This is a genomic window from Micromonospora sp. IBHARD003 (genome assembly GCF_056106285.1).
In genome coordinates, this window is record NZ_JBWBBX010000001.1 from 150,186 (window position 1) to 163,093 (window position 12,908).

General features: G+C 68.2%; 11 protein-coding genes. 4 read left to right on the top strand and 7 right to left on the bottom strand.

Translation table 11 applies throughout. From position 1 onward, the window contains the following. The first annotated feature begins 15 nt into the window (after positions 1-15). Positions 16-363, top strand: a complete 348-nt coding sequence (locus ACTWOL_RS00635; protein ID WP_474293126.1) for a response regulator transcription factor — start codon at positions 16-18, stop codon at positions 361-363. A 127-nt stretch (positions 364-490) separates the two neighbouring features. On the opposite strand, the gene ACTWOL_RS00640 is transcribed toward ACTWOL_RS00635, so the two are convergent. The 7 genes from ACTWOL_RS00640 to ACTWOL_RS00670 form a co-directional block, all read right to left on the bottom strand. Continuing rightward, on the bottom strand, positions 491-1,360 hold the full coding sequence (locus ACTWOL_RS00640; RefSeq protein ID WP_474293128.1) for a DUF6924 domain-containing protein: 870 nt from the start codon (positions 1,358-1,360) through the stop codon (positions 491-493). Positions 1,361-1,445: 85 nt separating this feature from the next. After that, positions 1,446-2,471, bottom strand: a complete 1,026-nt coding sequence (locus ACTWOL_RS00645) for a NucA/NucB deoxyribonuclease domain-containing protein (RefSeq protein ID WP_474293129.1) — start codon at positions 2,469-2,471, stop codon at positions 1,446-1,448. Positions 2,472-2,627: 156 nt separating this feature from the next. Next, positions 2,628-4,070: an MGH1-like glycoside hydrolase domain-containing protein gene (locus tag ACTWOL_RS00650; RefSeq protein WP_474293131.1), complete on the bottom strand. Its 1,443-nt coding sequence runs from the start codon at positions 4,068-4,070 to the stop codon at positions 2,628-2,630. Between the two features lie 25 nt (positions 4,071-4,095). Continuing rightward, the gene (locus tag ACTWOL_RS00655; protein WP_474293133.1) at positions 4,096-5,883 is read right to left on the bottom strand and encodes an alpha-galactosidase; all 1,788 of its coding nucleotides are present in this window, start codon (positions 5,881-5,883) and stop codon (positions 4,096-4,098) included. Positions 5,884-5,956: 73 nt separating this feature from the next. Then, positions 5,957-6,091, bottom strand: coding sequence for a hypothetical protein (locus ACTWOL_RS00660; protein ID WP_474293135.1), 135 nt, complete (start codon positions 6,089-6,091; stop codon positions 5,957-5,959). A gap of 38 nt (positions 6,092-6,129) precedes the next feature. Then, positions 6,130-6,990, bottom strand: a complete 861-nt coding sequence (locus tag ACTWOL_RS00665; protein WP_474293137.1) for an alkaline phosphatase family protein — start codon at positions 6,988-6,990, stop codon at positions 6,130-6,132. A gap of 42 nt (positions 6,991-7,032) precedes the next feature. Next, complete coding sequence (locus tag ACTWOL_RS00670; RefSeq protein WP_474293139.1) at positions 7,033-9,147, bottom strand: alpha-galactosidase; 2,115 nt, start codon at positions 9,145-9,147, stop codon at positions 7,033-7,035. Positions 9,148-9,315: 168 nt separating this feature from the next. Here ACTWOL_RS00670 and ACTWOL_RS00675 point away from each other — a divergent pair, with 168 nt between their 5' ends. The 3 genes from ACTWOL_RS00675 to ACTWOL_RS00685 all read left to right on the top strand — a co-directional run bounded on the left by ACTWOL_RS00675 (position 9,316) and on the right by ACTWOL_RS00685 (position 12,903). Then, positions 9,316-10,473, top strand: a complete 1,158-nt coding sequence (locus ACTWOL_RS00675) for an ROK family protein (RefSeq protein ID WP_474293141.1) — start codon at positions 9,316-9,318, stop codon at positions 10,471-10,473. Between the two features lie 169 nt (positions 10,474-10,642). Continuing rightward, the gene (locus ACTWOL_RS00680) at positions 10,643-11,911 is read left to right on the top strand and encodes an ABC transporter substrate-binding protein (RefSeq protein WP_474293143.1); all 1,269 of its coding nucleotides are present in this window, start codon (positions 10,643-10,645) and stop codon (positions 11,909-11,911) included. Continuing rightward, positions 11,911-12,903, top strand: coding sequence for a carbohydrate ABC transporter permease (locus tag ACTWOL_RS00685; protein ID WP_474293145.1), 993 nt, complete (start codon positions 11,911-11,913; stop codon positions 12,901-12,903). Before ACTWOL_RS00680 ends, ACTWOL_RS00685 begins: the two co-directional genes overlap by 1 nt. Positions 12,904-12,908: the final 5 nt, after the last annotated feature.

The window sequence follows — 12,908 nt, forward strand, 5'->3', positions numbered from 1 at the left end:
TCAGGAAGGACCGGCATGACTGAACGGTCCGATGCGGGCGGTCACGCCTGCGCCTACCGTCGGATGGGCGCCCATCCGGTACGGGGTCTGTGGAAGCTCACACGTCTGACGGACCGCGAGCGGGAAGTACTCCTTCTGGTGGGCACGGGTGCAGGAAACCGGGAACTTGCGCGGGAGCTGGGGATCGCGGAGCGCACGGTGAAGGCGCACATTGCGCGAATCGAGGAGAAGCTGGAACAGCAGACGCGGCTTCAGGTCGCGGTGCTGTCCGTGCTCGCCCACGAGAAGCTGTGCTCCGATCCGCGGTGCGAGTGCCGTGAGACCGGCGTCCCGCCCGGGTTCTCGGTGACGACGGCCGCCTGATGCGGGGGCCGTGCCCGTGCCCGTGTGGAGCGGGTGCGGACACCACCGCGTACGGGGCTGACGGCTCAGCATCAAGGGGGATGACAGTGGGGGCGTACACCACGTGGTGTACGCCCCCTTGGCCCTGTCAGTAGTGCTCTTCCCGGTAGACGCCGTCGGCGTCGGCACCGCCGCCCCACTCACCGAAGCTCGTGTTCGCCTGCTCCATGTTGACGACGAAGGAACCGGCCGCTGCGAGAGTGATCCTGAACGGATCGTCGTTGTCGTCGGGGAGGTTGTTCACGGCCAGCAACGGGAACTCCGCGGAGGCCAGTGCGCGTTCGTCGGCAATGAGGACGAGGGTGCTGTCGGGCCAGTCCTCGTCATCGCGCCCGATCCGTGCCTGGATCTGATCCACCGTGAAGCCCGCGTAGGCGCGGTTGTCGATGACGGTGATCGACTCGTAGTGCTCCGAGCCTCCTTCGAGGGTCTGAAGCAAGTGTGCCCACTGATCCGGCTGCCCGAAGGACGTCCGTACCAGGAGCGGACCGGCGGACTCCTCGATCGTGGAGCAGGGCGGCTCGGGCTCGGCACCCGTACGCTCGCCGGGGATGACCTGGATAAGGAATCGGGGCTTCTTGCCGTCCGACGACCGGTCACTGGCATGGACGCGGATCAGGTACGGGCCGACTCCTGCGGTGGCGAGATTCTCTTTGCGCAGCGGCTCGTATCCGCTGTCGCACAGGGCGAGGAAGCCGGTCGTGGAGATCACGGTGATCTCTTCGACCTCGTTCCATCCACTCTCTGCTCCCGGATCGTCTCCGGCGTAGAGGGTGACGATGGGGTTCTCCAGGGCGCTTCCGGCGTCGATGTGCAGCCAGTCCTTCTCTGCCGCCAGGAATCCCCGTCCGCGCGGCTGCTTGCCGGCATCGGGGTCCATGACGGCCAGATCGCCCCATTCCTTCATCTTGAGCGGCCGGGTACGGCCGTCAAGGAGCGGCCAGTTGGAACGCTGCATGGAGAACCCCCATCGTGCTTGCTGTGCCTACTGGTTACGTCCGGAAGGGTAGACGTGACGACGCGTGGCAGGCGCGTTGCGCGGCCTACTTGATGCGGATGTAGTAGCCGTCGGCGTTGAGGACGCGCTGAGCCTTGTAGAAGCCGCCGAGGCGGGCGCCGGCGCTGCGGTTGTCACCGGCGGAGATGATGCGGGTGCTGCCGCGGGCCGGGTTGCCGCCCTCCTTGCTGGCGGCGAAGGGGTACTCGTCGCAGTCGTACTTCTTGGGGTCCGGGTTGTGCACCCTCGCGCACATGGCCCTGCGGTGGGCGTCGATGGTCTTCTCGTCGGTGATGCGGTGCAGCGGGGTGGAGGCGCCCGGGTGACCGGCGATCTTGCGCTGGGCGTCGAGGATGTGGGTGGCGGACTGCTTCACCTTCGCGTCACTGCGGGAAAGGGTGAAGACGGGAGAGGCAGCCGGGAAGACGCAGCCGGGGTTCTTGGTGCGCTTCTTCTTGTCCCGGGACCAGAAGGTGTCGTCGCAGCGGTACTTGGCGGACTTGTAGGTGAAGCCGCCCGCCGAGTAGCCGGGCTTGGTGAAGGTGAACCGGTAGGAGGCCGGGCTGGCGAGCTGCTTCATCTTTCCCACGCCGGCGGCGTAGCCGACCGTTCCCTTGCGGGCCGGTCCGAGGGTGGACCCTTGCGGGAACTTGACAGCGGTCTTGACGCCCTTGCCGCCGCCGACGGACACGTTGATGTGGATTCCGCCGGCGTTGACGAGCCTGGCCTTGCCGACGGTGAAACTCTCCGTCCACTTCAGCTTGTTGGTCTTCAGCGTCATGGAGTGCTTGATGTCGAAGGTGGCGGAGCCGACCGGCCTGCCGTTCCTGAGCACGTTGACGCGGGCGCCGACGTCCATGCACATGCTGGTGCGGGTGACGGTGATGGTGTTGAGCTTGCAGCTCGCTGCGGCGTCCGTGTCGGCGTAGACGGTCTTGACGGCCGGGGCCTGGGCGACGGCGATGTCGTAGTTCGGCTGCGCGGCCTGCGCCGTTGCGGCGCTGATGCCGGTGAGTAGGAGGGTGCCGAGAGCGGCACCGACAACTGCTTTGCTGGGCGTGCTGATGCGCATGTGTGTCCCCTCGTTGGTGGAGGGACGGCACCACGTCCGGGCTGCCGTCCGTGAGGCCAGCACGCTATGCGCTTCAACAGCCGTGCATCTATTGGCAGTTGGGACACTGCCTGATAGGGCAGGTTGGGTTTCGGTCAGGAGCTGTGGCCGTGATGTCTACTCGTGCCGAACGCGCACCGTGTGGCAGCCCTCGCTGAGGTCGTACGCCGTACTGTCGACGGTGAGCCGGAGCGGTCCGCTCGTCTGCACGCTCAACAGACCTTCTCCGCCGTCGACCACGCTCAGGGACGTCGTGCCGCAGTACAGGCCGCGGATGCCGGCCACACCGCCGGGGCGGGTCCAGACCACTTCGTTCCGTGTCGCGTCGACCCGGAAGCCGAGGACATGCTCGATGAGCATGGCGATCGGAGCGAGAGCCGACCAGCCGCAGAAGTCGGGGCGAACGATGTACTCGTCGTCCTTGCCGGTCGATGGTGCGGGGCGGTTCGGAGAGTACGCCTCCCAGATCGTCGACGGTTGGTGATCGCAGTACGTCCTGGCCATGTGGTCGAGGAGCCGCCGTGCAGCGCGGGCCGCCGATGCGGCGTGCCCGGCGTCAGCGAGTGCTCGGGCGCTCATATAGGCCAAAGGGATCCAGACCCCGCCGCGCCAGTAGTGCCCCGTGGCCCGGAACGCGGCGTCGTCGCGTGCCACGGAGGGCCACGGCACTTCACCGCCGAAGACGGCGCCGTCCTCCAGCTTCGCCGCCTGCTCCGTGCCGGACGCGCCCGCCAGCAGTGGCCAGTACGCGGCTGGTGTCTTCACCCGGTGGAAGTCGAAGGGTGCAGTGCTGGCGCGGTCGTAGTACATCCCTTCCTCCCGATCCCAGAAGTCGTCGACCAATTCGACCAGCTCGGCATGACGGGCCCGGAATTCGGCGGCGAGCCCGTGATTTCCCACGAGTTCGGCGAGCCGGGCGATGCTGCGTGCGGAGAGCGCCTGCTGCGCTGCGGCGTCGAACCAGAGGATGTCGCCGTAAGTACCGTGCTCCGTCTGCTCGCTGGCTCGAGGCGTGTTGTCCATACCGTTGCACACACCGTTCCACAGGTATACCCGGTCGGTGCGTTCGACAGCGGTAGGGGTGTTGCTGTAGGGGAATACCGATCCCGGCCGGACGGTGTCGAAGAAGGTGAAGTGTTGTTGCAGATAGCCTCGTTCGAGGATCCGTGCAACACGCGCCACGTCGCCTGTGTGGCGTACGTATTCCTCTTCCGACCATGCGAACAACGGCGGGTTGTCGGGATGCTGGATGGACACCGAAGAGGCGGCTCCGTCGTACATCACCTGGTAGAAATTGTCCAGGCTCTCGATGCCGGGGAACTTCCTGGGCGCGTATTTGCAGAAGTGCGCCATGAAACAGGTGTCCCAGATCCAGATGGTCTCCGGATCGAATCCCTGGTCCATGTAAGGCGATTGCGCGACGTCGTCGCGCTCGACCACATGGTCCCAAGCCATCGCCCAGGCCGTCCAGTAGAGCTCGATCAGGTGGGGCGCGGAGTCAAGGACCGGTTCGGGAATGCCGGAGCGGTCAAAAGGTATCGGATTCGCCAGTGATGCCATTCTCGGATCCCTTCGAGGCTGGACGTCAGACCGGCAGCGAAAGACGGGCGAAGCCGCCGGGTGGGATACCGAGGACACTCAGCCCCTCGATGGTGACCGGCCCTTCGTCGACGACGTTGCCCTCGCAGTCGCTGATGCGGCAGACGGCGGTACGGGTGCGGGCCGAACGGACGGCGACCTCGCCGTCGTGGGCGTTGACGACGATCCACTCACTGGCTTCGTGCGGTATGTCGGAGAATGCGGGCGCGTACTGGGCGGTGACAGTGGTTCCCTTCCGGCTGGCTTCGACAACCGTGTAGTTGCCGGCAATGCCGGTCACCCGCAACGAGCCGTGCAAGAGGACATCGGAGTACTCGGTCCACAACTGCATCCAGGTCCGCAGGGTGGCCAGCTGTCGCTCGGACTGACCGGTGAGGGCCACGGAGACCTGCGGCACGCCGAACAAACTGCTGTGGAGGTGCTGGGCCACCCGTTCCGGGCTGTCGGCCTCGCCCCACATGATGGGGTCACTGTGCACGGCGATCCCGTCCGTCATCAGCCTCAGGTCGATCACGCCGGTGCGATTGACAACGGGGCTGAGGGGACAGTCCGCGACCCGGAGCATGGTGGCACGACGGACTGTGTCCCCGGATATGTAGGGTGCCCGGAACTCCAGGGACGGCTGATCCTCGTGGACGGTCAGGGCGTCATGGATTTCGTCCAGGAGGCTGAGTGCGGCCCGGGTGACGGAGGGTTCCACCGCGTCGGCGGGCGGTGCCGTTGGGGTTTCGGCGGCCCACCGCTCCAAGAAGTCGATCTTCAGGCCCGCGGCGCCGGTGCTGCCCACCAGGTGGTCGAGACGGCTGACGAGGTGGGTTCGGGCGCGGCGGGAGCGGGGGTCGAGGACTGCGGCTTCCATTGCCGGTTCTTCGTACAGGGTGGGGAGGCCGCCGGTATACGCCTCGGAACGGTGGCCGAGGAAGGGCGTACCGATCCACCAGAGGGTGCGCAGGCCCAGGCGGCTGATCTTCTCGACGAGTGCGGGCGCGTCACCGATCTTGGCGGGGTGGATGTTCCAGTCGCCGCAGGATCCGTAGCCGCGGTCGCAGTCCTCGGTCTGCCACCCGTCGTCGACGATGAGGTTGCCGAAGCCCAGCTTGGCCGCGGCTGCGGCTTCCTCCAGCAGACGGTCGGGGTCGAGGGCCTGATGGAAGGAGTACCAGGTGCACAGCACCGGAGCGTGCTCGGAGGGGCCGACCGGGGGGCGGGTCATGCCCAGGGCGCGGCCGACGGTGGCGACCGCGGTCTCGAAGCTGTCGCCGTCGAGCTCGAGAACGATCTCCATGGGGCCTTGGGCGAGATCGGCCTCGAAGGACAGCAGCAGGTCTGCCGTCTCCTCGACCATGCCGGCGCGCATGCGCAGGCTTCCAGCCGCCGTAGTGGCACCGAAGGTGACCAGAGCCCGGTCGCCCCGGCCCAGCAGGCTGCCGATCGCGGGTCCGGTGAACGGGGTGACGGAGGTGTCGTCGACCCATGACGGACGCAGCGAGGAGCGATCGCCGGAGTTGCCTGGGAGCCAGAGGGCCACCGGGTCGGCGACGGACAGCAGCAGGACGGCAGTGGCCGGGCTTGGACCGCCCAGCAGTAGGCGCAGTGTTCCGTCCTGGCCGTCGATCCGCGTCTCGGCGGACACGGCGGCCGCGTCGTCGGCTGCTGTGATGTAGACGCGCAGGTCGGACGCGGAGCCGGGCGGCAGAGGAAGGAGCCGGGTGGACTGGCGCCGGGGAGCTCCCGGAATCCAGGGGGTGTCCTCTTCGGGCAGTGGGTTGGTCATGGGGGATCCAGTGAGGGAGAAACCGCCGATGAGGTGCCGTTGCCTGCGAAGAAGACGCCAACGCATGGCATGACTACGACGATTGCGGTGGCCAGGAGCAGTGGGTGGTGGTTCCGTTCACCGAGGTGGAGCCGGCGAGCGCGGGGGACGGCGTCTTGAGCTGGTCGTCGTCGGAGTTGTGGATCGCGCGGGGGGCGAGGTGCTCCACGCCTGTGCCGGTGACCGGGCGGTGGGTTCCCGCCGGTGTCAGGCGATCTGCGGTGTGTGGGAGTGGAAGGGCTGTCCGTCGAGCGTCCAGTGGGAATCGGGCGCGATGCCCAGGGCGGCGTAGACGTGGGCGGCGACATCGGCGTGCCGGAGACCGTCGGGTGCTGTGGAGGGTGCGATGCCGGGGCCGTTCGCGACGATCCATGCGGTGCGTTCCTCTGTACTGCGTCCTCCGTGGCCGCCTTCGTCGCGGTGGCCGTGGTCGGTGACGACGATGACGGTCCAGGTCTCCGCCGAGGCGTTGGGGCGCTCGCGTACGGCGGCGAGCATCCGGCCGAGGCTTCGGTCCGCGGTCTCGATGGCGCTCCGGTACTCGGGGCCGCAGCCGAGGAAGTGTGCGGTTTCGTCGACGGCGCCGAGGTAGACGAAGCCGGCGTCCAGGTCCTCGCCGGAACCGAGGACCCTCACGGCCTCGGCCGTCACGTTCTCATCGCACTCGTCCCATGCCTCCGGGGTGTCCTCCCGCGGGGCGATGTAGGAGAGCCTGCTGGGAGCGGTGAAGAGCGGTCCGCCGTGCTGCGCGGTGAAGAGTGGGGCCCAGCCGCCGACCGCGAAAGTGCGCCGTCCGTGTTCGGCGGCCAGGCGGGTGGTGAAGTCCGGGAAGACGTCGATGCGGTTGCCGTCGAAGCGGTTGCCCCAGACCCCGTGTTTGGTCACGCCGACACCGGTGAGGATGGTCGCCCAGCAGGGGCCGGACATGGTCGGTGTGTCGTCGTCGATGGTGACGGGTGCGAGGAAGCCGGTTCTCGCGAGTCCGTCGAGGTAGGGGGTGTGCAGCGACGGCAGGAGGCTGAGGCGCACGCCGTCGATGCCGACAACCAGGACACGGGGGGTGGTCACGTTCTCGGTTCCTTTGCTGGTCGGGTGAGCGGGCGGGGGCCTTCAGGCGTGCCGGCGCAGCCGGATCAGGCTGCTGGCGTAGTCACCGGCGGGCAGTCGCGGGTCGATGCCCCTGCGGGTCAGGACGGCGCCGCTGTGGGTGATTCCTTCGTCGACGTCCAGGTAGTGGGCGGCGGGGTCGAGAGCCGGAACGAGAAGGGCGGGTGACGGGTGTCCGAAGCGGTTCCCGGGTCGCCAGACGAGGATGGCGTGTTCGGTGCCGTCGTCGGACGCGTAGTGGACGGCCGTAACGCCTCCGGCGCCACTGAGGCGGTACTGGCGGCCGTGCTGGACCAGGGCGCGGATCTGTTTGTAGCGGGTGACGAATCCGGCGGCCTCGTCGAGTTCGTCCTCTGTCCAGGCGGCCAGATCTCCACCGAGACCGAGCGCTCCGGCCATGGCGACATGGAAGCGGAAGCTCAGGGGGGTGGTGCGTCCGGTGGTGGTGTTGGGGCTGTCGGTGACCCAGGCAGCCATGGTCTCGGCGGGGAAGAGCTGGCTGAAGCCGTGCTGGATGGCGATCCGGTCGACGGGGTCGGTGTTGTCGGAGGTCCACGCCTGGTCGGTGCGGGCGAGGACGGCGAGGTCCACCCGGCCGCCGCCGCCTGCGCAGGCCTCGATCCGCAGGCCCGCGTGGTCGGCCCGGAGTCGGTCCATGATCCGGTGGACGGAGCGTGTGTGGTCGACCCACAGCCGATCGGGGTCCGGGTGGTCTGCCCATCCGCCTTCGGTGATGACCCGGTTGGCGTCCCATTTCAGCCAGTCGACGTCGTTGTCGCGCACCAGCTGGTCCAGGGTGCGATGGGCCCAGGCCTCGACCTCGGGTCGGGCGAAGTTGAGCATGAGCTGGTTGCGCAGCTCGGTCGCGTCACGGGTCGGTGCGTGGATGACCCAGTCGGGATGGGCGCGGTAGAGGTCGCTGTCGCGGTTGACCATCTCCGGCTCCACCCACAACCCGAAAGCCATGCCCATGCGGTGGACCTCGTCGGCGAGCGGGCGCAGCCCTTCCGGAAAGGCTTTGCGCCGCGGTGTCCAGTCGCCGAGTCCCGCCCGGTCGCTCTGGCGTGCGCCGAACCAGCCGTCGTCGAGGACGAAGAGTTCGGCGCCGAGGCGCGCGGCGATCCGGGCGAGGCGCAGCTGGCTGTGGTGATCGACATCGAAGCCGGTGGCTTCCCACGAGTTGTATACGACGGGCCGTTCGCGGTTGGGGGCGGGCAGGACGCTGGTGCGGAGGTGGTCGTGCCAGGCACGGCTGGCGGAACCGAAGCCGTCAGGGGTGTAGAGGCCGGAGAAGACGGGGGTGTGCAGGCTCTGGCCGGGCTGGAGGGTCCATCTGAGTCCCTCGTGTCCGAAGCCGCCGGTCCAGGTGGTCCGGCCGACCGGGTCGCGGTGCACGGTGATGCGCCAGCTTCCGCTCCAGGCCAGAGCGGTGCTCCAGACCTCGCCGTATTCTTCGGTGGCGCTGCCGTCGTCGAGGGCCAGCCAGGGGTTGGCGTGGTGGCTGGTGAGGCCGGAGCGGCTGGTGAGGACGGTCTCGGCGACCGGGAGCCGGTCGCGCTGCAGCTGGAACTCGCTGCTCCAACCGCCGACGAGATGGCTGAGCCGGTAGTCGGGCAATGCCGGTGCCGTCCAGGAGGCCGAGTCCAGCCGGTCGACGGTGATGGGCCCCGATCCGTCGCCTCCGGTGTGAGTGAGCTCCGCCCACCGCTCGATGACGTCGCTGCCGGGCCGGACGCGGTAGCACAGTTCGACGGCCAGCGGGTAACCGCGGTCGGTCAGGCGCAGCCGCAGTTCCCCGTCGTCGACACCGTGCCCGGCGAAGGCCCACTGGGCTCCGCGGGTGCCGTCCGCGAAGCGGACCTGGAGGCCGGCCGGTCCGAAACGCGGGCCGGTCTGCGGCGCGAGCTCGTCCGGGGCGGCGTCGGACTCGAAGCTGCTCTCGGCGGGCGAGGTGGCCGCGGGAAGCGCCGCGAGGGCGTCCGTGTCGAGTGGAGCCCCCCAGTACAGATGCCGGGGGCTTCCATCGGCACCGATGCGTATGGCGTAGACGCTCCCCGCAGTCCGTAGGACGAAGAGACCACGGGCAGCGTCGAAGGAAACGGGCGTGGATATGGGCAACGTAGGGGTCCCGGGGGTGTGGAGCGACGGTGAGGACTCGGCGCCGAGTGGACGGGCTGCACATGACGGAGTGGCTCTGGGAGATCGCAGAGGTGGCCAAAGGTTAGGGACGCACGAGTTCGAAATCAATACTGGACGAAGTTATTTATTTACCGGTACGTTGCCCCCGTGTTTCCGAACCACTCGCATCCGCTGGTCTCCGCACCCGCCGACACCGCTGTCCTGGCCCTCCTGCTCGCCGAGGGCCCGCTCAGCAGGGTCGAGCTCGCCCGCCGCACCGGCCTGTCGTCCACTGCGGTGACCAAGGCCGCGAGGCCTCTCATCGACGATGGCTACCTGCGCGAACTCCCCCCGGAGCGCACTGCTCCGGGGGCCGGGCGCCCGGTCAATCCGCTGGCCGTCATCCCCGACCGTGAGTTCTTCGTCGGGGTGAAGATCAGCGCCGACACCCTGTTCGGTACGGTCTGCGATCTCCGGGCCGAGATCCTCACCATCGCCCAGCGCCCGCTCGGCGACCGCGACCCGGATTCCGTATGCGCACTGGTGGCCGAACTGGTCACCGAACTGCTCGACGCGAGACCCGAGTTCCGGGCCCGTACCCGGCACCTGGGCATCGCGGTCTCCGGGGACGTGGACCCACGAAACGGCCTCGTCCGCTACTCCGTCCTGCCCGGCTGGTGCGATGTGCCGCTGGCCGAGACTGTGGCCAAGGCGACCGGTCTGACCGTCTCGGTCGAGAACGACGTCAAGGCCCTCACCGTCGCCGAGCACTGGTTCGGCGAGGGCATCGGTACCGAATACTTCGCGCTGGTCACCATCGGTGCAGGGATCGGCGCCGCGATCGTCGTCAACGGTGAGCTGATCACCGGGGCGTACGGAGTAGCCGGCGAGATGGGGCACATCTGCGTCGACCCGTCGGGACCCCGCTGCCACTGCGGATCGGTCGGCTGCATCGAGGCCATCGCCTCCACCGACGCGATCCTCGCTACCGTCCGCCGCGCCATCGACGATCCGGACCTGGACTTCGGCGGCGCCGTTCAGCTCGCTCGCAGTGGAGATCCCGCCGCGGAGCAAGCCTTCATCAGGGCCGGCCATGCCATCGGCATCGGCATAGCCACCCTGGTGAGCCTCGTGGGGCCGCAGCGCATCGTCGTCACCGGCGAGGGCCTTGAGGCATACGACCTCTTCGGCACCCATATCAAGGAGGCATACGCAACACACTGTTTCAAAGCGGCGGCACAGTGCCCGCTGACGTTGCGTCCACTCCCCTGGGAGGAGTGGGCCCGCGGCGCCGCCGTCATCGGCATCCAGGCGCTCTTCCCCTGAGCCGACGGACAACCGTGCTCCCGGGCAACCGGGAGACACCCGTCATCCCGCAGCCCCCGGTGTGACGGTCCGGCACCTATCTGCCTGCCAGCTGTGAAGGCGCCGGACTGGGTCCACTCCGGGTGACCACCCATATTCTCACGCCCCGCCCTCGAAGCAAGGACGCGAAATGAGTGCACACAGAAGTCACCTTAGCCGACGCGGATTCCTCGCGGGATCCGTTCTCTTCGTGGCCGGAACGGCGGTCGGTTGCAGCACCAACCCGACCGGTGGCTCCTCCATCACGGCGAAGACCACACTGAACGTCTGGTCCCACGCCTACGGCGAGGCAGGCACGCAGCAGGCCCTCACGCGCTACGCCGCTGCCTTCACCAAGGCCAACCCCGATATCGCCGTCAAGGTCACCTGGGTTCCCGGGGACTACGGCGCCAAGCTCAACGCGACGCTGCTCACCGATGCCGCCCCCGACGTCTTCGAGATCGGCGACTTCAGCGAGAACCTCGCCCGGCGCGGCCAGATAGCCGCACTCGACGACATCTACGGCAGCGCCAAGTCCGACTTCAACAAGGGCGCCCTCGACATGGTGACCGTCGACGGCAAGCTCTACGGCGTCAAGATGATCGACGACATCATGATGCTCTACTACCGCAAGAGCGTGCTGTCCAAGGCCGGGATCACCCCGCCCCGGACCTTCGACGACCTCGTCGCCGCGGCCAAGGAACTGACCACCAGGAAGACCAAGGGCCTGTTCGTCGGCAACGACGGACTGGGCGACTCGGCTGCACTGGCCGTGCTGTCCAACGGCGGCGCCCTGGTCGCCGACGGCAAGGCGGGCTTCGGCACCCCGCAGGCCGCCCAGGCCGTGGCCGGCCTCACGCGCCTGCACCAGGACAAGTCCCTGCTGCTCGGCTTCACGACCGACTGGTGGGACCCCGCGGCGTTCAACCAGAACGTCGTCCCGATGCAGTGGTGCGGTCTGTGGGCGATGCCCGGCATCAAGACCGCGCTCGGCGACGACTTCGGCGTCGTGCCCTGGCCGGCCTTCGGCACCGGTGGCACTCCCGTCGTGCGGGTCGGCGGCTGGACCAGTTGCGTCAACGCCAAGGGCAAGAACGTGGACGCGGCCAAGAAGTTCGTCCAGTGGCTCTGGGTCGAGGGCACCGACCACCAGATGGACTGGTCGGTGAGCTACGGCTTCCACGTCCCTCCGCGTATGTCCGTCGCCGCCAAGGCCGACAAGCTGTCCGACGGCGCTGCCAAGGAGACCGTCGCCCTGGCCGGCAAGTACGGCAAGAGCAACCCCTCCACCTGGAACGCCGCCGTGAGCACCCTGTTCAGCGCGGCCGCGGCCAAAGTCGTCAAGGGAGGCGACGCCGCCAAGCTCCTCGGCGACGCGGCCAAGCAGGCCCAGCCCGAGATCGACAAGCAGCGCGCCTGATGAACCCCGTACCGTCTGCCACGCTTCACAGCGAGGAGCGTGCCGGTGGCCCCGCGGCTCAGCCGCGGGGCACCGCCCCCACCCGCCGGGCCCGCGCCGACTGGCGCGCCTGGGGAGCCTTCGCACTGCTCGCCGGACCCATGCTGATCGGCCTGGGTGTCTTCAAGTACGTCGCCATCGGCTGGAGCTTCCTGCTCAGCTTCAGCGAAGCCCGGGGCACCATCGCGCTGGGCCAGTGGGTCGGCCTGGACAACTACCGGACGCTGCTGTCCGACGCCGCGTTCCGCCAGTCGCTCATACAGATCGTGCTGTTCACGGTGTTCATCGTGCCAGTGACCTTCGCCGCTTCCCTGGCGCTGGCGCTGCTGGTGCACCGGATCCGCCGCGGCCGTGCCCTGCTGCGCACGGCCTTCCTGATCCCGACCGCCGTCTCCTACGTCGCCGCGTCACTACTCTGGAAGATGTCCCTGTTCAGCGGGCTGCCGACCAGCATCGCCAACACGATCGGCGACTGGTTCGGGATGTCCCCGGTTCCGTGGATCCAAAGCACCGAACCACCTCTGTACTGGGCGGTGCTCGTCACCCTGCGTCTGTGGCTCCAGGTCGGCTTCTACATGGTGCTCTTCCTCGCCGGACTCCAGGCCATCCCCAGGGACATATACGAGGCCGCTGCCCTCGACGGCGCCACCGGCCTGCGCCTGTTGCGCAGCATCACCCTGCCGATGCTGCGCAACACGTCGGTCGCCGTTCTGATGCTGCAGTTCATTGCCGCGTTCCAGGCTTTCGACGAGTTCTACAACCTGTTCAGCAGTGGGCTCAGCGGAACCGGCACGGCCCCGGTGCAGACCCCGCTGGTCTATCTCTACAACACGGCCATGGGCGCCCAGAACTACGGACTCGGCTCGGCCGGAGCCTTCGTGCTCACCGCCCTCATCATCGGCGTAACCCTGCTCCAGGGCCGGATCACCGGCTTCGGCAAGGGTGGGGAGTGAGCGAC

What these genes read in the sequence shown, in the direction of transcription:
- ACTWOL_RS00635 (WP_474293126.1), top strand. Translation starts at nt 16, where the DNA reads ATGACTGAACGGTCCGATGCGGGCGGTCACGCCTGCGCCTACCGTCGG.
- ACTWOL_RS00640 (WP_474293128.1), bottom strand. Translation starts at nt 1,360, where the DNA reads ATGCAGCGTTCCAACTGGCCGCTCCTTGACGGCCGTACCCGGCCGCTC.
- ACTWOL_RS00645 (WP_474293129.1), bottom strand. Translation starts at nt 2,471, where the DNA reads ATGCGCATCAGCACGCCCAGCAAAGCAGTTGTCGGTGCCGCTCTCGGC.
- ACTWOL_RS00650 (WP_474293131.1), bottom strand. Translation starts at nt 4,070, where the DNA reads ATGGCATCACTGGCGAATCCGATACCTTTTGACCGCTCCGGCATTCCC.
- ACTWOL_RS00655 (WP_474293133.1), bottom strand. Translation starts at nt 5,883, where the DNA reads ATGACCAACCCACTGCCCGAAGAGGACACCCCCTGGATTCCGGGAGCT.
- ACTWOL_RS00680 (WP_474293143.1), top strand. Translation starts at nt 10,643, where the DNA reads ATGAGTGCACACAGAAGTCACCTTAGCCGACGCGGATTCCTCGCGGGA.
- ACTWOL_RS00685 (WP_474293145.1), top strand. Translation starts at nt 11,911, where the DNA reads ATGAACCCCGTACCGTCTGCCACGCTTCACAGCGAGGAGCGTGCCGGT.